This window comes from Enterobacter sp. 50793107 (genome assembly GCF_001463365.1).
Taxonomy (GTDB): Bacteria; Pseudomonadota; Gammaproteobacteria; order Enterobacterales; family Enterobacteriaceae; genus Enterobacter; species Enterobacter cloacae.
Genome location: NZ_LNII01000014.1, coordinates 29,856 through 53,368, shown reverse-complemented (window position 1 = coordinate 53,368; position 23,513 = coordinate 29,856). Strand labels below are relative to the sequence as shown.

Genomic DNA, 23,513 nt, shown 5'->3' with positions numbered 1-23,513 from the left:
CGCACCCGTAGGGGGAGACATGACCACATTAGAGACCAACACCGCGCCCGTTGAGGCGAGCGGTGAGGGGACCCGCACGCCTGAAAAAGCGGTGCGCTGGGCCATCCCGCTGTCGCTGCTGGCCTGCGTGCTGCTGGCGTTTTTCGACAAAATCAGCATTGCCGCGCTGTTTTCTGACGGCCACTTCCAGCAGGCGATGGGCATCGATTTTGACACCACGCGCCTCGGCATTCTGATGAGCGCCTTCCTGTTGAGCTACGGCTTTTCATCGGTCTTTCTCAGTGGGCTGGGGGACAAAATCGCCCCGCTGCGCCTGCTCACCGGGATGATGGTGGTGTGGTGCGTGCTGATGGTGGCGATGGGCTTTACCCATAACTACACGCTGATGATCGTGCTGCGCATTCTGCTGGGCGTGGCGGAGGGGCCGCTGTTCCCGCTGGCCTTCGCCATTGTGCGCCACAACTTCCCACAGCATCTGCAGGCGCGCGCCACCATGCTCTGGCTGCTGGGCACGCCGGTAGGGGCGGCGATTGGCTTCCCGCTCTCACTCTGGCTGCTGAACACCTTCGGCTGGCAGAGCACCTTCTTCGTGATGGCGATGCTGACCGTACCGGTGCTGATCTTCGTGCGCGTCGGTCTGCGCGGGATCCGTCTGGAGGCGAAAAGCGGTACGTCACAGACCTCCCGGGACGAACGGCGTGCCGCACGGCGCGAGCTGTTTGTCAGCCCGCACTTCTGGATCATCTGCATCTTTAACATCGCTTTCCTGACCTACCTGTGGGGCATTAACGGCTGGCTGCCGGGCTACCTGATCAAGGGGAAGGGCATTCACCTGGAACATGCGGGCTGGCTGTCGTCGATGCCGTTCATCGCCATGCTGGCGGGGGAAGTGATTGGCGCATGGCTCTCTGACCGGGTCGATAAGCGTGCGGCGGCCTGCTTTATCTCCATGGCGGGGGCCGCTGTCGGGCTCACGGCCGTAATGCACCTCGATACCCCGCTGACCATCATTGCGGCGATGAGCTTCAGCACATTCATGTGGGGCACCGGGGCACCCAACATTTTCGCCCTGCTGGCAAAGGCCACCCATCCACGGGTGAGCGCCACGGCGGGCGGCATTTTCAACGGGCTGGGAAACTTTGCGGGCGCGCTGTCGCCAGCGGTGATGGGCGCGCTTATCGCCTTCACCCACAGCATGGATTCCGGGCTGATTTTTCTGGCGGTGATGGCGGCGGTGGGCTGCGTCCTGTTACTGCCGCTGCTGAGACGTTACTGAGGAGAGTGTCATGACTGATTCAACCGTAACCAACCCATCTGGCATCAAACCTGACCACCTGACGATGGAAGAGTGGGTCGAGTCCCGTATTGCGCGCTTTGAGGGCCGTAAATACGACTGGAACGCGCTGAAGTTCCAGGCCGATTTTGACCCGAAATACCGCCGCGCGCAGATGCGCTATATCGGCACCGGCGCTACCGGCGTGGCGAGCGACACCAACACCGTACAGGCGGAGCATTTTACCTTTTCCACCATGGTACTGCCGTCGAAGTGCGAAGGGCCGCTGCACCTGCACGACGATGTGGAAGAGGTGTTCTTCATGCTCAAAGGGCAGATCACGCTGATGATCCAGGACGGCGATAACTACACCGAAACCGTGCTGCGCGAGCGTGACCTGATCTCCGTTCCGCCGGGGATCTATCGCGGGCTGTTTAACCACGGCGAAGAAGAGGCGCTGATGTGCGTCATGCTGGGCACTAACAAGCCGGAAATTCCGACCTACCCGGCGGACCATCCGCTCTCGAAAGTGAAGCGGAACTAAGGGGGCATGATGACGGGTTTTCGTGAACAGGGAAGCGGCATTCCGCTGATGCTGCTGCACGGGATCAGCTCTGGCGCAGCCTCCTGGCACAAGCAGATGGCGCTGAACGGTTTTCGCGTGCTGGCGTGGGACATGCCCGGTTATGGCGAAAGCCCGATGCTGGCCGCGGAACGGGCGAACGCGGGGGATTACGCCGATGCGCTGGCGGCGATGCTTGACCGGGCTGGCGTGTGGCAGGCGGTGCTGGTGGGCCATTCACTCGGGGCACTGGTTGCCAGCGCCTTTGCGGCGAAATATCCGGATCGTGTGCTGCATCTGGTGCTGGCGGACGCCGCGCAAGGTTACGGCCAGGCCGCGCCGGAGCAGCGCGAGCAGGTCTGGCGCAGTCGCGAGCAGCAGATGGCACTCGGCGGCGAAATCCTCGCGCAGACCCGCGCCGCAAAACTGCTGCGTCCCGGCGCGCGTGAAGCGGATATCGCCACCGTGGCAGCGGGCATGCGCAGGCTTCGCCCCGAGGGCTACCTCGCCGCCGCGTGGATGCTGGCGCACGACGATATTCATGGCTGGCTGAAGCGCTATTCAGGCAACTTTGAAGTGTGGTGCGGCGAGCAGGATGCGATCACGCAACCCGAGCTGGTGCAGGGGCTGGCGCTGCGCTACGGCATGCCGTTTATCGCCATTGCCCAGGCGGGACATGCCAGCTATCTCGATAACGACGCGTTTTTTAACCAACAGCTTTTACGTATTAACGAAGAGGTGCGCGATGAATGCACAAATTGACGGACGCGTAGCGGTCGTCACCGGCGGTTCTTCTGGTATTGGCTTTGAAACGCTACGCCTGCTGCTGGGCGAGGGGGCAAAAGTGGCCTTCTGTGGCCGCGATCCGGATCGCCTCGCCAGCGCCCATGCCGCGCTGCATAACGAATACCCCGACGGGGAGGTTTTCTCTTATCGCTGCGACGTGCTGAACGCTGACGAGATGCAGGCCTTCGCGGATGCCGTTCAGGTGCGCTTTGGTGCCGTGGACATGCTGATCAACAACGCCGGGCAGGGATACGTGGCGCACTTCCATGACACCCCGCGCGAGGCATGGCTGCATGAAGCTGAACTCAAACTGTTTGGCGTGATCAACCCGGTGCAGGCGTTTCAGCCTTTGCTGGAGCAGTCCGACATCGCTTCCATCACCTGCGTGAACTCCCTGCTGGCGCTGCAGCCGGAGGAGCACATGATTGCCACCTCTGCCGCCCGCGCCGCGCTGCTGAATATGACGCTGACGCTCTCAAAAGAGCTGGTGGGCAAAGGCATCCGCGTGAATTCGATATTGCTGGGCATGGTGGAGTCCGGGCAGTGGCAGCGTCGCTTTGAAAACCGGACAGACAAAAGCCAGAGCTGGCCGGAGTGGACAGCGGAGATCGCCCGCAAACGCGGTATTCCGATGGCGCGCCTCGGCAAGCCGCAGGAGCCCGCGCAGGCGCTGCTGTTCCTCGCCTCGCCGCTGGCTTCGTTTACCACCGGTGCGGCACTGGACGTTTCCGGCGGCTTTTGCCGCCATCTGTAAGGACACATCATGAAAAAGATTATGTTGATTGGTTTTGGCGCCATGGCGCAGGCGGTGATTGAGCGCCTGCCCGCTGGCGTGGCTATCGGCTGGATTGTGGCGCGCGAGGTCCATCATGCGGCGATTCACGCGCAGCTTGGTGATGCGGTAGTGGCATTGACCTCACCGCTGGAATGCGCGCAAACGCCCGACCTGGTGCTGGAGTGCGCCAGCCAGCAGGCGGTAGCGCAGTACGGTGAGGACATTTTACGTCGCGGCTGGCATCTGGCGGTTATTTCGACCGGCGCACTGGCGGACAGCGCGCTCGAACAGCGCCTGCTCAACGCCGGCGGCAAACTGACGCTGCTCTCCGGGGCGGTAGCCGGTATCGACGGGCTGGCGGCGGCAAAAGAGGGCGGGCTGGCGCGCGTGACCTACCAGTCGCGTAAAAGCCCGGCCAGCTGGCGCGGCAGCTATGCCGAGCAGCTTATCGATCTTAATTCGGTAACTGCTGCGCAGGTCTTTTTTGAAGGCAGCGCCCGCGAGGCGGCACGACTGTTTCCGGCCAACGCCAACGTGGCGGCCACCGTGGCACTCGGCGGCGTGGGAATGGACGACACGCGCGTACAGCTGATGGTCGACCCGTCAACGAAACGTAACACCCACACGCTGCACGTTGAAGGCGCGTTTGGTGAATTCCATCTGGAGCTAAGCGGCCTGCCGCTTGCCTCTAACCCGAAAACCTCCACCCTGGCGGCACTCAGCGCGGTACGCGCCTGCCGCGAGCTGGCCATGAGCTGAGGAGTGACGATGGACGATCTGAAGATATTTATCGGCGGCCAGTGGCGACACGGTGGCGGCAACCCGATGCAGAGCTATTTCCCGGCAGACGGGTCGATCAACGCGACGTTGAATGCGGCCAGTCCCGACGATCTGCATGACGCGATCGAGGCCGGCGAGCGCGCGTGGCGCGATCCCGCCTGGCGCCACAGCCTGCCGCATACACGGGCGAAGATCCTGCACAAGGTGGCAGATCTCATTGAATCCCGCGTCGACGAGCTGGCGCAGATGCAGAGCCGCGATAACGGCAAGCCGCTGGCGGAGGCCCGCGGGCTGGTAATGAGCGCGGCGGGAACGGCGCGCTACTTTGCCGCCGCCTGCGAGCTGCTGGAAGGGGAACTTCCGACGCCGCGCCAGCCGGATTTACTGACCCTGAGCCGCTATGAGCCGCTCGGCGTGGTGGCGGCCATCACGCCGTGGAACTCCCCGATTGCCAGCGAGATGCAGAAGGTCGCTCCGGCCATTGCCGCGGGTAACGCGGTGATCCTCAAGCCCGCCGAAGCCACGCCGCTGATGGCGCTGGAGCTGGCGCGGATATTTGAACAGGCCGGGCTGCCCGCCGGGCTGCTGAGCGTGCTGCCGGGCAAAGGCTCGGTGATTGGCGATGCGCTGGCACGCCACCCTAAGGTACGCAAAATTTCCTTTACCGGCGGTACCACTACGGGCCGTAACCTGGCGCACGTGGCGGCGGAAAAACTGATCCCGGCATCGCTGGAGCTGGGCGGAAAATCGCCGACTATCGTGCTGGAGGATGCGGATATCGAGCAGGCCGCGCGCGGGATCTGCTACGGCATTTTCAGCTCGGCGGGGCAGGCGTGCATCGCCGGTTCACGGCTGTTTATCCACGAGAGCCTTTACGCCCCGCTGATGGCGCGGCTGCTGGAGTTAACCCGCGGTCTGCGCGTCGGACATCCGTTTACCGACGGTGTCCACGTAGGGTCGCTGATCAATGAAAAACATCGTCAGAGCGTACAGGCGTACGTTGAGCTGGCAAAGCGTGAAGGGGGCCGCGTGCTGTGCGGTGGAGAGATCCCGGCCGATCCCACGCTGGCAAGCGGCAGCTTCTTCCTGCCAACGATTATCGAAGGGCTGAGCAACAGCGCCCGTGTCTGCCAGGAGGAGATCTTTGGCCCGGTGCTGGTGGCGATGCCGTTTCGCGATGAAACCTCGCTTATCCGCGAGGCCAACGACTCGGTTTACGGCCTGGCCGCCGGGATCTGGACACGCGATACCGGGCGCGCGCTGCGCTTAAGCGAACAGCTTGAGGCCGGCACGGTGTGGATCAACACCTACAAAGTATTTGCGATTTCGACCCCGTTCGGGGGCTTTAAAGAGAGCGGTCTGGGCCGCGAGAAGGGCATTCAGGGGCTGAAAGCCTGGATGCAGCAAAAGAGCATTTATCTGGCGACGGGTAACAGCGTCAACCACTGGTGCGACTGAGAAAGGGTGAGCAATGAGCGAAATGATAACCGTCGGCGACGCCATCGCCAGAACGCTGGAGCAGTATCAGGTTGAGGCCATCTACGGCGTCATCTCTATTCACAACCTGCCCATCGCGGATGCAGTAGGGCAGCGCGGCAACATCCGCTTTGTACCGGCACGCGGCGAAGCGGGGTCTGTCACCATGGCTGATGCCCACGGACGTTTTTCCGGCCTTGGCGTGGCGCTGACCAGCACCGGCGCGGGCGCGGGTAACGCCGTAGGCGCGCTGGTGGAGGCGATGAACGCCTGCACGCCGCTGCTGCACCTGACCGGGCAGGTAGAAAAAGCCTGGCTGGATGCCGACACCGGGTTTATCCATGAAACCCGCGACCAGCTGACTTTCCTGAAGGCCAGCTCAAAACGGGCGTATCGCATCAGCAATGCCAGTCAGGCGATAGCGATTTTGCATAAAGCGATTCAGGAGGCGCAGACGCCGCCGTGCGGGCCGGTCTCCGTGGAGATCCCGATTGATATTCAGGGCGCGAAAATTCCGCTGTCGCTGGTGACCGCTCCGGTGAAACCGGCGTCGGTTTCGCCGGTAGATGTCGGGAGTGTTAATGCGCTTTGGGCGCAACTCAAGCAGGCGAAACAGCCGCTGCTGTGGCTGGGCGGCGGTGCGCTGGGCTGCGCGGACGCAGTGAAAAAGCTGGCGGATGCATGTATCACCGTGATCTCCAGCACTCACGCGCGCGGCGTGCTGCCGGACAGCCATCGCGCCAGCCTGCGGGCATTTCACAACTCGCCATCGGTTGAAGCGCTGATCGCGCAGTGTGACTTTACGCTGATCGCCGGTTCACGTCTGCGCAGCAATGAGACCCGTTCATGGACGCTCGAGCTGCCTTCTCCGCGCGTACAGATCGATATCGACCCGGCGGCGGCAAGCCGTAACTATCTGATGGATAACACGCTGGTAGCCGACTGCTCAGCGTTGCTGAGCGCGCTGGCTGAAAAAGCACAGGGGCGTGAATGGGGGAATGCTCAGTGGGATGGTCTGGTTCAGGAGGCGGTGACACAGGCCGAACGTGGGCTGCGTGAACAGTGCGGCGCCTATGCGCAACTCAACGATGCCATAGAGAAAGCGCTACCTGAAGATGGCCTGCTGGTGCGCGATATTACCGTTTCCGGCAGCCTGTGGGGCAGCCGACTGTTCCGCGCCAGGGGGCCGCTGATGAATATTCACTCTCTGGCCGGGGCAATTGGCATGGGCCTGCCGATGGCGATTGGCACCGCGATTGCCAACCCACAACGCAAAGTGGTGGGGCTGGTGGGGGACGGCGGTCTGAGCCTGAATCTGGGCGAACTGGCGACACTGGCGCAGGAGAAGGCCAACGTGACGTTGCTTATCATGAATGACGGCGGCTACGGCGTGATGCGCGGTATACAGGACAAGTATTTCGGTGGCCGTCAGTACTATAACGAGCTGCATACGCCGGACTTTACCCTGCTGTCACAGGCGATTGGCCTGCAGGCATGGAGCGTTGAGCGGGCAGAGGATTTTGATGCGGTGATGACGGAAGCGCTGGCGATGCCGGGACCGTCGGTAGTGGAAGTGCGGATGGGACAAATTGGCGCGCTGAAGTTTGCCGGGCCGCCGCAGAAGACGCTTTACTAGCTGTTTTTCCCTCACCCCGGCCCTCTCCCTTTGGGAGAGGGTTAGGGTGAGGGGACAAACTCAGAACACGTTAAACGGGTATTCCACGTAAGCGCGGATCTCATCCCCGCCCACGTTGTAATCGCTGGCGTTGCTGGAGACGCGCAGTACGGAATAACGCAGTTTCAGCTTCAGATCTTTCGCCGGGCCGTCCTGCACCTGATACTGGATCTGGTTAAACCATTCATGCTCTTTGCCGTTACTGGTATCAGCGGTTTTAATGTTGTCGCCACGCACGTAGGCGGTGGTCCAGCTCAGACCCGGCAAACCGAGACCGCCAAAGTCCAGCCCGTAAGACGCCTGCCATGAACGTTCGTCTTCACCGTTAAAATCAGACCAGTAGGAGTTCGCCAGCCAGATGGTGTTGCCGCCGTCACCAACACCGCCCTGGTCGCGGTAGCCGCCATAGTTGTAGCCGGTGCTTCCGCTGCTCTGCTGGTACGCCACTTTGAACGTATGGATATCCCAGATGTAGCTCGCCGCCAGGCTCCAGATGGTGTTGCTGCGGCCCGTGTCGAGGCTGTCTGCGTAGCCCTGATCCAGACGCGAGTTGTAGCCGTTAAAATCGAGTACCAGCTGCTGGCCAGTGCTGAACGGCTGTTTGAAATTCATGCCCAGATATTGCTTGTTCATCACCTCTTCATTATGGGAGGCGTACAGCGCGCCGCTGAACTGGTCATTGAACTGGTAGCTCGCCCCGCCGAAGGAGAAGCCCTTGAGGCCGCTGTCGTGGCGATCGTCACTTTTACGCTGCTCGTCGGTGAAATAACCGGCGTTGATTTCCAGACCGTCGATCTCTTTAGAAGTCAGCATGGTGCCGGTGTAGCTTTCAAACAGCAGGCGGGAGCTGTCGGCGTTAATGATTGGCAGCTCGGGACGCTGATTACCGTAGCTGAGTACGGTATTCGAGATGCGCATTTTGGCGGTCGCGCCAAATTTCGCCAGATCGGATTTTGCGCGTCCGTCGTCTTCCTGTTTAAAGAAGTCAATGCCACCTGCGCCGCTCTTACCGCGGCCACCGTCCAGACGCACGCCATACTGCGCAATGCCGTCCACGCCAAAGCCAACCACTCCTTCGGTATAACCTGATTCAAAGGTGGCGATGATACCCTGACCCCATTCTGCTTTATCCTGCTGGCCCTGATGATAATCACGGCTGATATACGCATTGCGTAAAAACAGATCTAAATGGCTGTCATTAATAAAACCCTGGCTGTCTGATTGTTGGCTTGCAACGGCAGGTAATGTGGCAAATATGCTTAACGCAACTAACGATAATTCTTTTTTCACGGAGGGAACGTCTCTGTCTTAATATATTAATTTGAATTACTGCGGATTCGATAATTACCCGAAAAGTAACCGATTGCAATAATTATGTGACCAGACATTTCAATGGTGAAGGGCAGGTGTGACGGGGCTTTTGTGGGTGTTACCGATATGTGCGGTTAAATTAGCAATTCATGCGAAATAAAAAGGAGGCAAATTTGCCTCCTTCCAAAATTATTTAATTCCGTCTGCGGCCATACGGTCGCGAATATGTTGTGCACGCGCTTCTGAGGCCGGGTGATCATCAAACATGGAGCTTTGACGTCCGGCTTCCAGTTTAGCCAGTTTTTCAAAACTGGTGGCTAAACCTGCTGGATTGATACCGCGTTTGCGCAACAGATCGTAGGAGTAGTCATCCGCTTCGGACTCCTGACGTTGAGAGAACTGGGAGTTAACCAGCTTTTCGCCCACATCGCCAAGCTGTGACTGGGACAGGCTGCCCACAATACCGCCCGCAGAAGCCGCCGCCGCGCGGATGGCGTTAGTGCCTAAGGCGACCTGCATCCCTTTCTTCACGTGGCCGAGGGCAACGTGGCCCATTTCATGGCCGATCACCGCTTCCACTTCGTTGTCGGTCATCATGTCCATTAACCCGCTGTAAACGCGGATACAGCCGTTCGCCATGGCAAAGGCGTTCACGTCTTTCGCGACGTACACTTTGTAGTTCACCGGCTGACCGTTAATGTTATCGCCAAGCGCAGAGGCAATTTTATTCAGACGCTGCGTGTAGGGACTGTTGGCCGGGGCAATCGTAGCCTTTCCATCCATATCTTTACAGGCCTGGTCGCTCAGGGCTTTAACCTGCGCGTCGCTCAGGGAATAGGCCTGAAAAGCTTCTGCGCCTGAGGACATCAGGCCGTTAGAATCCATATTCTGACAACCGCTCAGCAGGAACGTTGTACCCAGGGCCAGCACTAATGCACGCATTTTCATGAGGTTGCTTCCGTACTCGTTAATCTGAATAAAATCCGAAAAGTACACCGACAGCGAAGCCGGGGTCGGGCTAAGTATAAGGAATATCGACGGGCCCGGGCGAGCAGATTGCGCAACATGCGAGCATGATCCAGAGATTTCTTAAGCGGCAAAAGAATGCTCCATGTACATGGCATGCCGCTTGGGTTACATTGTTGGCACTTTTTTCCGGCGTAGCCCAAAACGCGCTGTCGTCAAGGGCATGGCCTTTAACAGTCCGATCTGGAGTTAAAATGTCCTCACGTAAAGAGCTTGCTAATGCTATTCGTGCGCTGAGCATGGACGCAGTACAGAAAGCCAAATCTGGCCACCCAGGGGCCCCTATGGGTATGGCTGATATCGCCGAAGTCCTGTGGCGTGATTTCCTGAACCACAACCCGCAGAACCCGGCATGGGCTGACCGCGACCGTTTCGTGCTGTCTAACGGCCACGGCTCAATGCTGATCTACAGCCTGCTGCACCTCACTGGCTACGATCTGCCTATCGAAGAGCTGAAAAACTTCCGTCAGCTGCACTCCAAAACCCCGGGTCACCCGGAAGTGGGTTACACCGCAGGTGTTGAAACCACGACCGGCCCACTGGGTCAGGGTATTGCGAACGCGGTGGGTATGGCGATTGCTGAGAAGACTCTGGCGGCGCAGTTCAACCGTCCTGGTCACGACATTGTTGACCACTTCACCTACGCGTTCATGGGCGACGGCTGCATGATGGAAGGCATTTCTCACGAAGTGTGCTCCCTGGCAGGTACCCTGAAGCTGGGCAAACTGGTTGCGTTCTACGACGACAACGGTATCTCCATCGACGGTCATGTTGAAGGCTGGTTCACTGATGACACTGCGGCACGTTTCGAAGCCTACGGCTGGCACGTTGTGCGTGGCGTTGATGGCCACGATGCTGACTCGATTAAATGTGCAGTAGAAGAAGCGCGTGCGGTCACTGACAAACCATCCCTGCTGATGTGCAAAACCATCATCGGTTTCGGTTCTCCGAACAAAGCGGGCACCCACGATTCCCACGGTGCGCCACTGGGCGACGCGGAAATCGCGCTGACCCGTGAAGCGTTGGGCTGGAAACACCCTGCATTCGAAATCCCATCTGAAATCTATGCCCAGTGGGATGCCAAAGAAGCGGGTCAGGCGAAAGAAGCGGCCTGGAACGAGAAGTTCGCGGCTTACGCTAAAGCCTTCCCACAGGAAGCGGCTGAATTCACCCGTCGTATGAAAGGTGAAATGCCGTCTGACTTCGACGCGAAAGCGAACGAGTTCATCGCTAAACTGCAGGCGAACCCATCTAAAATCGCCAGCCGTAAAGCGTCTCAGAATGCGATCGAAGCGTTCGGTCCATGGCTTCCAGAATTCCTCGGCGGCTCCGCTGACCTGGCACCGTCTAACCTGACCCTGTGGTCTGGCTCTAAGCCAATCAACGAAGATGCGGCCGGTAACTACATCCATTATGGTGTACGTGAATTCGGTATGACCGCTATCGCGAACGGTATCTCCCTGCACGGTGGTTTCCTGCCGTACACCTCTACCTTCCTGATGTTCGTGGAATATGCCCGTAACGCCGTGCGTATGGCTGCGCTGATGAAACAGCGTCAGGTGATGGTTTATACCCACGACTCCATTGGTCTGGGCGAAGATGGTCCAACTCACCAGCCGGTAGAGCAGGTTGCTTCTCTGCGTGTCACCCCGAACATGAGCACATGGCGTCCATGTGACCAGGTGGAATCTGCAGTGGCATGGAAATATGGCGTTGAGCGTCAGGACGGTCCAACCGCGCTGATCCTCTCCCGTCAGAACCTGGCGCAGCAAGATCGTACCGAAGAGCAGCTGGCGAACATCGCCCGCGGTGGCTACGTGCTGAAGGATTGCGCGGGACAGCCAGAGCTGATCTTCATCGCAACCGGTTCTGAAGTTGAGCTGGCTGTTGCAGCCTGGGACAAACTGACTGCCGAAGGCGTTAAAGCGCGTGTGGTTTCCATGCCGTCTACCGATGCGTTCGACAAGCAGGATGCTGCTTACCGTGAATCCGTACTGCCTAAAGCCGTTTCCGCACGCGTGGCGGTTGAAGCGGGTATCGCTGACTACTGGTTCAAATACGTGGGCCTGAACGGCGCTATCGTCGGTATGACCACCTTCGGTGAATCTGCTCCGGCAGAGCAGCTGTTCGAAGAGTTCGGCTTCACCGTTGAGAACGTTGTCGCTAAGGCTAAAGAACTGCTGTAATTGCCGTTTTGCCCGGTGGCGCTTACGCTTACCGGGCCTACAAATGGCTCGAAAGTAGGCCGGGTAAGCGCTAGCGCGCCACCCGGCTTTTTTGTAAGCATTATTCCACCTAAAATGTGACGCAAGTCATATAGCTCGCTTATTCATCTGGACAGACATTCCTTTTATTCCCCGATTCGCTTATTCTTGCTGAAGCGTTTCAGTCGATTAAATGTTCGACAATTGACCAATCAATCGCAGTTTGTGATAGCAAAGATTCCCCTTCGGGCGTAGCTGGATTACTCTTTCAGCCACCTCGAACTCAGGGATAGCTTTGCAGGAGATCTATGACCGTACGCGTAGCGATTAATGGCTTCGGTCGCATCGGGCGCAACGTGGTTCGTGCTTTATATGAATCCGGGCGTCGGGCGGAAATTACCGTGGTGGCAATCAATGAACTGGCGGATGCTGCGGGCATGGCGCATTTATTGAAATATGACACCAGCCACGGACGCTTTGCCTGGGACGTGCGCCAGGAAAGGGATCAGCTGTTTGTCGGTGACGATACGATCCGCGTACTGCATGAGCGCAGTATTGCCGCGCTACCGTGGCGTGAACTGGGTGTGGATGTGGTGCTTGACTGTACCGGCGTATATGGCAACCGCGAACACGGCGAAGCGCATCTCACCGCCGGCGCGAAAAAAGTCCTGTTCTCTCATCCCGGCAGTAACGACCTCGACGCAACGGTCGTTTTCGGCGTCAATCAGCATGAGCTGCAAGCCGAACACCGTATTGTCTCCAACGCCTCCTGCACCACCAACTGCATTATTCCGGTCATTAAACTGTTAGACGATGCATATGGCATTGAATCCGGCACCGTGACCACGATTCACTCCGCCATGCACGATCAGCAGGTCATTGACGCCTACCACCCGGATTTACGACGCACGCGTGCTGCGAGCCAGTCAATCATCCCGGTGGACACAAAACTGGCTGCCGGGATCACCCGAATTTTCCCGCAGTTTAATGACCGTTTCGAAGCGATTGCCGTGCGTGTACCGACGATAAACGTCACCGCAATTGACCTCAGCGTGACGGTGAAAAAACCGGTAAAAGCCTGTGAAGTCAACCTGTTGCTGCAAAAAGCGGCACAGGGGGCATTTCATGGTATAGTTGACTATACGGAATTACCGTTGGTCTCAGTGGATTTTAACCACGACCCGCACAGCGCCATTGTTGATGGCACGCAAACGCGCGTCAGTGGCGCACACCTTATCAAGACGCTGGTCTGGTGTGATAACGAATGGGGCTTTGCTAACCGAATGCTCGACACCACGTTAGCAATGGCTGCCAAAGGTTTCAGGTAAGACGCATCGTGCGTCTGCAAAACTTTAAGAATCAACGAGAGGATTCACCATGTCTGTAATTAAGATGACCGATCTGGATCTGGCTGGTAAACGCGTTTTCATCCGTGCGGATCTGAACGTGCCAGTTAAAGATGGCAAAGTGACCAGTGACGCGCGTATCCGTGCATCTCTGCCAACCATCGAACTGGCTCTGAAGCAGGGTGCGAAAGTGATGGTGACCTCCCACCTGGGTCGTCCAACTGAAGGCGAGTACAACGAAGAGTTCTCTCTGCTGCCGGTTGTTAATTACCTGAAAGACAAACTGTCCAGCCCGGTTCGCCTGGTGAAAGATTACCTGGATGGCGTGGAAGTGGCTGCCGGTGAGCTGGTGGTGCTGGAAAACGTTCGCTTCAACAAAGGCGAGAAGAAAGACGACGAAGCACTCTCCAAAAAATACGCGGCGCTGTGCGACGTATTCGTAATGGATGCATTCGGTACTGCGCACCGTGCGCAGGCGTCTACCCACGGTATCGGTAAATTCGCAGACGTTGCGTGCGCTGGTCCTCTGCTGGCCGCGGAACTGGATGCGCTGGGTAAAGCACTGAAAGAACCTGCTCGTCCAATGGTTGCCATCGTGGGTGGTTCTAAAGTTTCTACCAAACTGACCGTTCTGGATTCCCTGTCTAAAATCGCTGACCAGCTGATCGTTGGCGGTGGTATCGCGAACACCTTCGTTGCCGCTCAGGGCCACAACGTCGGTAAATCCCTGTATGAAGCAGACCTGGTTGACGAAGCCAAACGCCTGCTGGGTACCTGTGATATCCCGGTTCCGACCGATGTTCGCGTTGCCACTGAGTTCTCCGAAACGGCGACTGCTACGCTGAAATCTGTAAACGACATCAAAGATGAAGAGCAGATTCTGGACCTGGGTGACGTTTCTGCACAGAAACTGGCTGAAATCCTGAAAAACGCAAAAACTATCCTGTGGAACGGTCCTGTTGGCGTGTTCGAATTCCCGAACTTCCGTAAAGGGACTGAAATTGTTGCTAACGCTATCGCAGACAGCGAAGCGTTCTCTATCGCAGGCGGTGGTGACACCCTGGCAGCAATCGACCTGTTCGGTATCGCTGACAAAATCTCCTACATCTCCACTGGTGGCGGCGCATTCCTCGAATTCGTGGAAGGCAAAGTTCTGCCAGCAGTAGCAATGCTCGAAGAGCGCGCTAAGAAGTAAGCCATTCAAGGGCAGGGAAACCTGCCCAATTTTCAGCGCGCTTTAAGAGCTCGCACCTTTTCTAACGGCCGAAGATACAGGACTAAGCAACATGTCTAAAATTTTTGATTTCGTAAAACCTGGCGTGATCACTGGTGATGACGTTCAGAAAGTGTTCCAGGTAGCTAAAGAAAACAACTTTGCTCTGCCAGCAGTTAACTGCGTGGGTACTGACTCCATCAACGCCGTACTGGAAACCGCTGCAAAAGTTAAAGCACCGGTTATCGTACAGTTCTCTAACGGCGGCGCTGCGTTCATCGCAGGTAAAGGCGTGAAAACTGACATTCCTCAGGGTGCTGCAATCCTGGGCGCTATCTCTGGTGCGCACCACGTACACCAGATGGCTGAACACTACGGTGTTCCAGTTATCCTGCACACTGACCACTGCGCGAAGAAACTGCTGCCGTGGATCGACGGTCTGCTGGACGCGGGTGAAAAACATTTCGCGGCTACCGGTAAGCCACTGTTCTCTTCTCACATGATCGACCTGTCTGAAGAGTCTCTGGAAGAGAACATCGAGATCTGCTCCAAATACCTGGCGCGCATGTCCAAAATGGGCATGACCCTGGAAATCGAACTGGGTTGCACCGGCGGTGAAGAAGACGGCGTGGACAACAGCCACATGGACGCTTCTGCTCTGTACACTCAGCCAGAAGACGTTGATTACGCTTACACCGAGCTGAGCAAAATCAGCCCACGCTTCACCATTGCAGCGTCCTTCGGTAACGTACACGGCGTTTACAAACCAGGTAACGTGGTTCTGACCCCAACCATCCTGCGTGACTCTCAGGAATACGTGTCCAAGAAACACAACCTGCCGCACAACAGCCTGAACTTCGTCTTCCACGGCGGTTCCGGTTCTTCTGCTCAGGAAATCAAAGACTCCGTAAGCTACGGCGTAGTGAAAATGAACATCGATACCGACACCCAGTGGGCAACCTGGGACGGTATCCTGCAGTACTACAAAGCGAACGAAGCTTACCTGCAGGGCCAGCTGGGCAACCCGAAAGGCGAAGACCAGCCGAACAAGAAATACTACGATCCACGCGTATGGCTGCGCGCAGCGCAGACGTCCATGGTGACCCGTCTGGAGCAGGCATTCAAAGAGCTGAACGCGATCGACGTTCTGTAATTTGAGCTGCTGACAGCATCAGGAGGCCCGCAAACGCGGGCCTTTTTTTATGCTTTTTCAATACCCTGTCAGAGCGGTTTTTGTGATCTGTTTGGCAAAACTTGCGCTTTTTGTTTACCCTTTACGGACCTGCCTGTCTCCATGGGGGATGGATTTGTGTTTTGGTTTAACAAAAGGAAGAATAAATGGAACAACTCGATGTTGTAGACAGCATCAATAACGCCGGTAACTGGCTGGTGCGCAACCAGGCGCTGCTGCTGAGCTACGCCGTGAATATCGTCGCGGCGATTGCCATCATCATCGTCGGGATGATCGTGGCGCGTATTGTATCGAATGCGGTCAACCGGGTGATGGTAGCGCGACACATTGACGCTACGGTGGCTGACTTTCTCTCTGCGCTGGTGCGCTATGGCATCATCGCGTTTACGCTGATTGCTGCACTGGGGCGCGTGGGGGTACAAACGGCATCGGTGATCGCCGTGCTTGGTGCCGCGGGTCTGGCTATTGGTCTGGCGTTACAGGGCTCGCTCTCGAACCTGGCGGCAGGCGTACTGCTGGTCACCTTCCGTCCATTCCGTTCCGGTGAGTATGTTGATCTGGGCGGCATTGCCGGTACCGTACTGCAGGTACAAATTTTCTCTACCACTCTGCGTACCGTTGACGGGCGTATCGTGGTGGTCCCGAACGGGAAAATCATCGCGGGCAACATTATTAACTTTTCTCGCGAGCCGGTGCGCCGTAACGAGTTAATTATCAGCGTGGCGTATGATTCCGATATTGATCAGGTGAAATCGCTGATTGCTAACATCATCGCCTCCGACGATCGCATTCTGAAGGACAAAGAGCAGACCGTGCGCCTGCACGAGCTGGGTGCTTCCTCTATTAACTTCGTGGTGCGTATCTGGAGCAAAAGCAGCGATCTGCAAAACGTGTACTGGGACGTGCTGGAGCGCATTAAGCGCGAGTTTGACGCTAACGGCATCAGCTTCCCGTATCCGCAGATGGACGTAAACGTCAAAAAAGTAAAAGAAGCCGAATAACGTCTCCCGTAGGCCCGGTAAGCGCTAGCGCCACCGGGCTTTTATTTTATTAGCTATGCTAATACCCAATTAATATTATCAATTTCCTCTAATGTTCTTCTCGCAGTATAGTCTGCTCCAAAGACAATTCTGCGAGATAAATGTCATGTTATCGTATTATTTTCAGGGGCTTGCGTTAGGCGCAGCCATGATCCTTCCCCTCGGTCCGCAAAATGCGTTTGTCATGAACCAGGGGATTCGCCGCCAGTATCATCTGATGATTGCTCTGCTGTGCGCGGTAAGCGACTTACTGCTGATTTGTGCCGGGATTTTTGGCGGGAGTGCGCTGCTGATGCAGTCACCCTGGCTGCTGACGCTGGTGACCTGGGGCGGGGTCGCCTTCCTGCTGTGGTACGGATTCGGTGCGTTAAAAACGGCAATGAGCAGTAACCTGGAGCTGGCGAGCGCCGAAGTGATGAAGCAGGGGCGCTGGAAGATTATCGTCACCATGCTGGCGGTAACGTGGCTTAACCCGCACGTCTATCTCGACACGTTTGTGGTGCTCGGGAGCCTGGGTGGGCAACTGGACGTTGAGCCGAAGCGCTGGTTTGCCCTGGGCACGGTGAGCGCCTCCTTTCTCTGGTTCTTTGGCCTCGCCATTCTGGCGGCGTGGCTGGCACCCCGTTTGCGTACCGCCAAAGCCCAGCGGATCATCAACACGCTGGTGGGCGTGGTGATGTGGGTCATTGCCTTTCAACTGGCGAAAGAGGGGATTCATCATGTTCAGGGATTGTTCAACTAAGCGTTGTCTTATGGACAACTGAGCAGGACCCGCTAAGCTTGCTGGCATGCGCCCTGTTGTTAGGGCACTCTTCGCAACATGGAGGAATGACAGTGAAGTTTAACGTGATGGCCCTGGCGGCATTAGTAAGTTTGGGTGCGGTGTCTGTTCAGGCGAATGAATTGCCTAATGGTCCGCACATCGTCACTTCCGGCACCGCCAGCGTGGATGCGGTACCGGATGTTGCGACGCTGGCAATTGAAGTCAACGTGGCCGCGAAGGATGCCGCTTCCGCCAAGAAGCAGGCTGACGATCGTGTTGCGCAATATCTCTCTTTCCTGGAGCAGAACGGTGTTGCCAAAAAAGACATCAGCTCTGCGAACCTGCGTACTCAGCCTGATTACGACTACCAGAACGGCAAAAGTATCCTGAAAGGCTATCGCGCGGTGCGTAGCGTTGAGGTGACCGTCCGCCAGCTGGATAAGCTGAACTCCCTTCTGGATGGCGCGCTGAAGGCGGGTCTGAACGAAATTCGTTCCGTCTCACTGGGCGTTGCGCAACCGGAGAAATACAAAGACGAAGCGCGTAAAGCGGCAATTGACGATGCGATGCATCAGGCGCAGCAGCTGGCCGCTGGCTTTAAGAGTAAGCTCGGCCCGGTGTATAGCGTGCGTTACCACGTCTCTAACTATCAGCCAAGCCCGATGGTACGGATGATGAAAGCCGATGCGGCGCCGGTATCTGCTCAGGAAAGTTATGAGCAGCCGACCATTCAATTCGACGATCAGGTTGATGTGGTGTTCCAGCTGGAGCCGACGCAAACTCAGCAAACTGAGACGGCTAAGGCGCAGTAATTTGCCCTCACCCTAACCCTCTCCCTGTGGGAGAGGGAATTCAAGCGATTAATCCTGTCTCAACACCTTGTGCCCGTATGCCAGCAGCGCGTCGGTGACGTTGCGCATCATGCGGCTTTCCGGCGCAAAACGGTGCCAGTAAAGCATCCGGCGCTGATACAGCCCCGGCGTCAAATCAATCAGCTCACCGCTTTTCAACTCCTTTTCAATCTGCAGGTGCGGGATCATGCAGCAGGTGGTTCCCTGACGCGCAAGCTGCACGAAGGCTTCAGACGAGTTCACGATGTGGCACGGCACGCTGCCCGGTGGCAGGTCAAAGTTTTGTTGCAGGAACGCCTGATGCATATCGTCCAGATGGTCGAACGCCACGGCAGGCGCCTTAAGCAGCGCGGCGCGGGTGACGCCATTGGGGAAGTAGCGCTCCGCAAAGGCTTTTGAACCGACAAACAGGTAATCCAGCGCGCCCAGTTGATCGACCAGGCAGCTTGGCAGTGCCTGAGGCTGAATACTGACCGCCCCGACCACTTCACCGCGACGCAGGCGTTCCTGGGTGCGGGTTTCATCTTCAACCTGAAGATTCAGACGGATAGGGGAATCGGCCAGAACCGGGGCGAGGGCGGGCAGCAGCCAGGTTGCCAGACTGTCGGCGTTCACCGCCAGCGACAGCAGCAACGGCGTAGAACCCGTTTGTTCATCACCCAGCCATTCGTCTTCCAGCAGTTCAACCTGACGCAGCAGGGCGAGGAGCTTTTGTCCTTGCTCTGTTGGACGCGGTGGCACGGTACGCACCAGCAGTGGCTGCCCGAACATGTTTTCAAGCTGTTTGATACGCTGCGATACGGCGGACTGAGTAATACACAGCTTTTGCGCTGCGCGCTCAAAACCGCGTTCACGAATAACTGCATCAAGTGCCTGTAGTGTTCTGTAGTCCGGACGTTTCATTGCTCTGGCTTACTCCTTAATTTTGCTTAATCTGCACTATGACACAATTTTCCCTTTGTGGCAGACGAATTCCACCTCACGTGTTCTATAATGCGCCCTAAGTTTTCATACCACAGGCAAAACGATCATGACGCAGGATGAACTGAAAAAAGCAGTAGGATGGGCCGCGCTCCAGTACGTGCAACCGGGTACTATCGTCGGTGTGGGTACGGGGTCGACGGCGGCACACTTTATCGATGCGCTGGGCACGATGAAGGGGCAAATCGAGGGCGCGGTTTCGAGCTCCGATGCTTCCACGGAAAAGCTGAAAAGCCTCGGCATTACCGTTTTCGATCTGAACGAAGTGGACCGTCTGGGGATCTACGTTGATGGCGCGGATGAAATCAACGGGCATATGCAGATGATCAAAGGCGGCGGCGCAGCGCTGACGCGTGAAAAGATCATCGCCTCCGTGGCCGATAAATTCATCTGTATCGCGGATGCATCCAAGCAGGTTGATATTCTGGGTAAATTCCCGCTGCCGGTTGAAGTGATCCCAATGGCGCGCAGCGCCGTGGCACGTGAGCTGGTAAAACTCGGCGGACGTCCTGAATACCGTCAGGGTGTGGTCACCGATAACGGCAACGTGATCCTCGACGTTCATGGCCTGGAAATTCTCGACGCGATCGCGCTCGAAAACGCCATCAACGGCATTCCGGGCGTGGTAACAGTAGGGTTATTCGCCAACCGTGGCGCAGATGTTGCGCTGATCGGCACGGCTGATGGCGTGAAAACCATCGTAAAATGATCTGACGGGGGGAGTCCTCCCCCCGCTAAAAAAATTTTGAAAAGCTAAATTCGGTGACTTGTGTCACGTTTTTTGCCCCTCTCTTGCTGAACCTTCCGCATTCACAAATATTTACAGCATTTTACTCTGCTATTTTGCGCTGTATGACTTTTCTTCAGAGTGCCGACGCAAACGTTCATATTGCTGCAATAGTTTTTTTTGATATGTTGGCTAAGCGGATTTCAATCCAGCACAACATCAGTTCAGACAAAAAAACAGGGTCGGGTAAATGGCAAAGGTATCACTGGAGAAAGACAAGATTAAATTCCTGCTAGTAGAAGGCGTGCATCAAAAAGCACTTGATAGCCTTCGCGCGGCAGGTTACACCAACATCGAATTTCACAAAGGCGCGCTGGATACTGAAGAGCTGAAAGCGTCCATCCGTGATGCCCATTTCATCGGCCTGCGATCCCGTACTCACCTGACTGAAGATGTTATTGCTGCGGCGGAAAAGCTGGTCGCTATCGGCTGTTTCTGCATCGGTACCAACCAGGTTGACCTGAATGCTGCCGCAAAACGCGGTATCCCGGTCTTCAACGCCCCATTCTCCAACACCCGTTCCGTGGCGGAGCTGGTGATTGGCGAACTGCTGCTGCTGCTGCGTGGTATTCCGGAAGCCAACGCCAAAGCCCACCGCGGCGTGTGGAACAAACTGGCCGCGGGCTCTTATGAAGCGCGCGGTAAAAAGCTGGGTATCATTGGTTACGGCCACATTGGTACCCAACTGGGTATCCTGGCTGAATCCCTGGGCATGCATGTTTACTTCTACGACATTGAAAGCAAACTGCCGCTGGGGAACGCCACTCAGGTTCAACATCTTTCTGACCTGCTGAACATGAGCGACGTGGTGAGCCTGCATGTGCCGGAAAACGCCTCAACCAAAAACATGATGGGCGCGGAAGAGCTGGCGCTGATGAAGCCGGGTTCCCTGCTGATCAACGCCGCACGCGGTACGGTTGTCGACATTCCCGCGCTGTGCGATGCCCTGAAGCGTAAGCATCTGGCGGGGGCGGCTATCGACGTCTTCCCGACGGAGCCTGCAACCAACAGCGATCCATTTAACTCTCCGCTGTGCGAGTTCGACAACGTGATCCTGACGCCACACATCGGTGGCTCTACTCAGGAAGCGCAGGAGAACATCGGCCTGGAAGTGGCGGGTAAACTGAGCAAATACTCCGATAACGGTTCAACGCTCTCTGCCGTTAACTTCCCGGAAGTGTCGCTGCCGCTGCACGGTGGCCGTCGTCTGCTGCACATTCACGAAAACCGTCCGGGTGTGCTGACCGCCATCAACCAGATCTTTGCCGAGCAGAGCGTCAACATTGCCGCGCAGTATCTGCAAACCAACTCGCAGATGGGCTATGTGGTTATTGATATCGAAGCAGATGAAGATGTGGCCGAGAAAGCGCTGCAGAGCATGAAGGCCATTCCGGGGACGATTCGCGCGCGTCTGCTGTACTGAGGGTGTGAGGTAAATGCAAAACGGTAACGATAGTTACCGTTTTTTATGTTTTCTCCCTCTCCCACCGGGAGAGGGCTGGGGTGAGGGCATCAGGCCGCACGCCTGTTTTACCATTCCCACAACTTCGATGGCGTCACCACCGCCGGCAACGGCACATCCCACTTCTCGACCGGCAAGGCGTCTACCGCCTGGCAATCATGCGCATAACCCACCGGCTGCAACCCGTACTGCTGCCAGTTTTGCAACGTTCTGTCATAGAACCCCCCGCCCATTCCTAAACGCTGGCCCTGTTCATCAAACGCCACCAGCGGCGTAATCAGCACGTCCAGCTGTGACAGCGGCAGCACGTCGCGCACATCCAGCTTCGGCTCGGTGATTTTCAGACGATTCACAACCAGTTCGCTGTGCGGGTGGTAGTGCAGAAACAGCAGGTTCCCTGCGCTAAACGGATGCAGCACCGGCAGATAGACCCACTTTCCGGCTCGCCAGAGTTGTTCGATGAGTGGCTGCGTATCCAGCTCACCATCAAAAGAGAGAAACAGCGCGACGGTATGCGCCATTACTACAGGCGGATACGCCATCATGCGTGCCGCGGCCTGCTGGGCAAAATGCGCTTGCTGTTCAGGGGTTAACGCCCGGCGACGTTGTCGAATGAGTTGACGAATATCCTGGCGTGAGGCAGAAACTTCAGGGAATTGAGTCATGGTAGTGGTAGAAGAAGAGTGAGGGAATCTCCGAGATGCCGCCGCAGGCTGTAACCCTTGAACCCTTGGTTCAAGGTGAATGTGTCGTCATAGTTTTAAGGCTTCTCGGACGAACCGAGCATGCTCACCAACCATGGAGCGCCACATTCTTGTGGTATGAAATATCGGCTCAGGGGACTGGCCCGCTTGCGAACATCTCAGAGAAATTTTGTCTTCACAGTTACTCTACCATAGTCAACTGAGAAGTGTTATTCAAACTTTGGTCCCGGTCTTTCGGGATTGCGACCTTGATCAAGCAACGCCTGTTCTATGGTCTGCTGGAGCATTTTAATGCGCTGCTCCATGCTTGCCGCGTAGTCGCGGGTCTTCGCTTTTTCCTGAGTCAGTTCATAGCTGATGTTCAACGCGGCGATAAAAACCAGCTGCTCAGTATTTGTGACTCTAGTGCGTTCTTTAAGATCTTGCAACCGCTGATTCAAATCGTCCGCAGCCTGATTCAAAGCATCCCTTTGTTCAGGAGGACAATTCACTCGCAGTGAACGGCCAAAAATCTGGAGATCGACGGGTTGTGCAGACATGCCACCTTCCTGCTGATTGACTGCGCTGCCTTCGCTTACTGCCCCAGGGGCTGCGAAGGGGCGACACTATAGCTACCCTGATGTGAAGATACAAGCCCTTTTCTGGTATCACCAGGGTCCAAAGTGGTAGCATATCATGAATATTCCTCCCTTTGATGACGAAAGCTCATGTCTATACAGAACGAAATGCCTGGTTACAACGATTTAAACCAGTTACTGAACCAGCAGGGTGTGGGTTTAACCCCTGCCGAAATGCACGGTCTGATCAGTGGCATGCTATGCGGCGGAAACAGCGACAGCTCATGGCAGCCGCTGATCCACGACCTGACGAACGAAGGGCTGGCGTTTGGTCATGAACTGGCGGAAGCGCTGCGAAAAATGCACTCGGCAATCAGCGATTCGCTGGAGGACGATGGCTTCCTTTTTCAGCTTTATCTGCCTGAAGGCGACGATGTCAGCGTGTTCGATCGCGCCGATGCGCTGGCCGGTTGGGTAAACCACTATCTGTTGGGGCTGGGCGTAACGCAGCCTAAGCTTGATAAAGTGACCGGCGAAGCGGGTGAAGCGATCGACGATCTGCGTAACATCGCGCAACTGGGTTACGACGAAGAAGAAGATCAGGAAGAGCTGGAGATGTCTCTCGAAGAGATTATCGAGTACGTTCGCGTGGCGGCACTGCTGTGCCACGATAACTTCACCCGCTCGCAGCCAACCGCACCGGAAGTTCGTAAGCCAACCTTACATTAAGAAAAATAACGCACAGGAGG

Annotated in this window: 22 protein-coding genes and 1 other RNA gene; 17 read left to right on the top strand and 6 right to left on the bottom strand. The window is 56.7% G+C overall.

Going from position 1 to position 23,513, the window contains the following annotated elements; all coding sequences use genetic code 11:
- Positions 1–19 precede the first annotated feature (19 nt).
- The 7 genes from APU11_RS02650 to APU11_RS02620 are packed head-to-tail and all read left to right on the top strand — an operon-like array spanning position 20 to position 7,288.
- The gene (locus APU11_RS02650; protein WP_014833205.1) at positions 20–1,276 is read left to right on the top strand and encodes an MFS transporter; all 1,257 of its coding nucleotides are present in this window, start codon (positions 20–22) and stop codon (positions 1,274–1,276) included.
- Positions 1,277–1,286: 10 nt separating this feature from the next.
- Positions 1,287–1,817 carry a cupin domain-containing protein gene (locus APU11_RS02645; protein ID WP_013098646.1) on the top strand — a complete coding sequence of 177 codons (531 nt, stop codon included), beginning with the start codon at positions 1,287–1,289 and terminating at the stop codon, positions 1,815–1,817.
- A 9-nt stretch (positions 1,818–1,826) separates the two neighbouring features.
- Positions 1,827–2,597 carry an alpha/beta hydrolase gene (locus tag APU11_RS02640; protein ID WP_013098645.1) on the top strand — a complete coding sequence of 257 codons (771 nt, stop codon included), beginning with the start codon at positions 1,827–1,829 and terminating at the stop codon, positions 2,595–2,597.
- Positions 2,581–3,375 carry an SDR family oxidoreductase gene (locus APU11_RS02635; RefSeq protein ID WP_020687070.1) on the top strand — a complete coding sequence of 265 codons (795 nt, stop codon included), beginning with the start codon at positions 2,581–2,583 and terminating at the stop codon, positions 3,373–3,375. Before APU11_RS02640 ends, APU11_RS02635 begins: the two co-directional genes overlap by 17 nt.
- Before the next feature lie 9 nt (positions 3,376–3,384).
- The gene (locus APU11_RS02630; protein WP_058650425.1) at positions 3,385–4,155 is read left to right on the top strand and encodes an aspartate dehydrogenase; all 771 of its coding nucleotides are present in this window, start codon (positions 3,385–3,387) and stop codon (positions 4,153–4,155) included.
- 9 nt (positions 4,156–4,164) lie between these two features.
- Positions 4,165–5,634: an aldehyde dehydrogenase gene (locus APU11_RS02625; RefSeq protein WP_058650426.1), complete on the top strand. Its 1,470-nt coding sequence runs from the start codon at positions 4,165–4,167 to the stop codon at positions 5,632–5,634.
- A gap of 13 nt (positions 5,635–5,647) precedes the next feature.
- Positions 5,648–7,288 (top strand): thiamine pyrophosphate-binding protein, encoded by a 1,641-nt coding sequence (locus APU11_RS02620; protein WP_060578313.1) that lies wholly within the window; start codon positions 5,648–5,650, stop codon positions 7,286–7,288.
- A 60-nt stretch (positions 7,289–7,348) separates the two neighbouring features.
- Here APU11_RS02620 and APU11_RS02615 read toward each other — a convergent pair whose 3' ends face one another.
- Together APU11_RS02615 and APU11_RS02610 are read right to left on the bottom strand one after the other, a co-directional pair.
- Positions 7,349–8,617 carry an OprD family outer membrane porin gene (locus APU11_RS02615; protein WP_058650428.1) on the bottom strand — a complete coding sequence of 423 codons (1,269 nt, stop codon included), beginning with the start codon at positions 8,615–8,617 and terminating at the stop codon, positions 7,349–7,351.
- A gap of 210 nt (positions 8,618–8,827) precedes the next feature.
- A complete protein-coding gene (locus APU11_RS02610) occupies positions 8,828–9,586 on the bottom strand; it encodes a M48 family metallopeptidase (RefSeq protein WP_013098638.1) in 759 nt (252 codons plus the stop codon).
- Positions 9,587–9,858: 272 nt separating this feature from the next.
- On the opposite strand from APU11_RS02610, the gene tkt reads away from it, so the two are divergent.
- The 7 genes from tkt (at position 9,859) to APU11_RS02575 (ending at position 18,234) form a co-directional block, all read left to right on the top strand.
- A complete protein-coding gene (gene tkt, locus APU11_RS02605; protein ID WP_058650429.1) occupies positions 9,859–11,850 on the top strand; it encodes a transketolase in 1,992 nt (663 codons plus the stop codon).
- Between the two features lie 326 nt (positions 11,851–12,176).
- Positions 12,177–13,196 carry an erythrose-4-phosphate dehydrogenase gene (gene epd / locus APU11_RS02600; RefSeq protein WP_014833195.1) on the top strand — a complete coding sequence of 340 codons (1,020 nt, stop codon included), beginning with the start codon at positions 12,177–12,179 and terminating at the stop codon, positions 13,194–13,196.
- 49 nt (positions 13,197–13,245) lie between these two features.
- Complete coding sequence (gene pgk, locus APU11_RS02595) at positions 13,246–14,409, top strand: phosphoglycerate kinase (protein WP_013098635.1); 1,164 nt, start codon at positions 13,246–13,248, stop codon at positions 14,407–14,409.
- A 91-nt stretch (positions 14,410–14,500) separates the two neighbouring features.
- Positions 14,501–15,580, top strand: coding sequence for a class II fructose-bisphosphate aldolase (fbaA, locus tag APU11_RS02590; RefSeq protein ID WP_013098634.1), 1,080 nt, complete (start codon positions 14,501–14,503; stop codon positions 15,578–15,580).
- A gap of 185 nt (positions 15,581–15,765) precedes the next feature.
- Positions 15,766–16,620 (top strand): small-conductance mechanosensitive channel MscS, encoded by an 855-nt coding sequence (locus APU11_RS02585; RefSeq protein ID WP_013098633.1) that lies wholly within the window; start codon positions 15,766–15,768, stop codon positions 16,618–16,620.
- Between the two features lie 145 nt (positions 16,621–16,765).
- A complete protein-coding gene (gene argO / locus APU11_RS02580; protein ID WP_045902713.1) occupies positions 16,766–17,401 on the top strand; it encodes an arginine exporter ArgO in 636 nt (211 codons plus the stop codon).
- A 92-nt stretch (positions 17,402–17,493) separates the two neighbouring features.
- Entirely contained in the window at positions 17,494–18,234 is a 741-nt protein-coding gene (locus APU11_RS02575) for an oxidative stress defense protein (RefSeq protein WP_013098631.1), read from the top strand.
- 48 nt (positions 18,235–18,282) lie between these two features.
- On the opposite strand, the gene argP is transcribed toward APU11_RS02575, so the two are convergent.
- Positions 18,283–19,176: a DNA-binding transcriptional regulator ArgP gene (argP, locus tag APU11_RS02570; RefSeq protein ID WP_008499727.1), complete on the bottom strand. Its 894-nt coding sequence runs from the start codon at positions 19,174–19,176 to the stop codon at positions 18,283–18,285.
- Between the two features lie 127 nt (positions 19,177–19,303).
- On the opposite strand from argP, the gene rpiA reads away from it, so the two are divergent.
- Positions 19,304–19,963: a ribose-5-phosphate isomerase RpiA gene (gene rpiA, locus APU11_RS02565; protein ID WP_013098630.1), complete on the top strand. Its 660-nt coding sequence runs from the start codon at positions 19,304–19,306 to the stop codon at positions 19,961–19,963.
- A gap of 268 nt (positions 19,964–20,231) precedes the next feature.
- Positions 20,232–21,464 carry a phosphoglycerate dehydrogenase gene (gene serA / locus APU11_RS02560; protein ID WP_013098629.1) on the top strand — a complete coding sequence of 411 codons (1,233 nt, stop codon included), beginning with the start codon at positions 20,232–20,234 and terminating at the stop codon, positions 21,462–21,464.
- Positions 21,465–21,571: 107 nt separating this feature from the next.
- Here the strand turns inward: serA and APU11_RS02555 are convergent, their stop codons facing one another.
- The 3 genes from APU11_RS02555 to zapA form a co-directional block, all read right to left on the bottom strand.
- On the bottom strand, positions 21,572–22,168 hold the full coding sequence (locus APU11_RS02555) for a 5-formyltetrahydrofolate cyclo-ligase (RefSeq protein ID WP_058650430.1): 597 nt from the start codon (positions 22,166–22,168) through the stop codon (positions 21,572–21,574).
- 23 nt (positions 22,169–22,191) lie between these two features.
- A non-coding RNA gene (ssrS, locus tag APU11_RS02550) (6S RNA) lies at positions 22,192–22,375 on the bottom strand.
- Positions 22,376–22,416: 41 nt separating this feature from the next.
- On the bottom strand, positions 22,417–22,746 hold the full coding sequence (zapA, locus tag APU11_RS02545; RefSeq protein ID WP_006811891.1) for a cell division protein ZapA: 330 nt from the start codon (positions 22,744–22,746) through the stop codon (positions 22,417–22,419).
- A 168-nt stretch (positions 22,747–22,914) separates the two neighbouring features.
- Here zapA and APU11_RS02540 point away from each other — a divergent pair, with 168 nt between their 5' ends.
- Positions 22,915–23,493 carry a YecA family protein gene (locus APU11_RS02540; RefSeq protein WP_013098627.1) on the top strand — a complete coding sequence of 193 codons (579 nt, stop codon included), beginning with the start codon at positions 22,915–22,917 and terminating at the stop codon, positions 23,491–23,493.
- Positions 23,494–23,513: the final 20 nt, after the last annotated feature.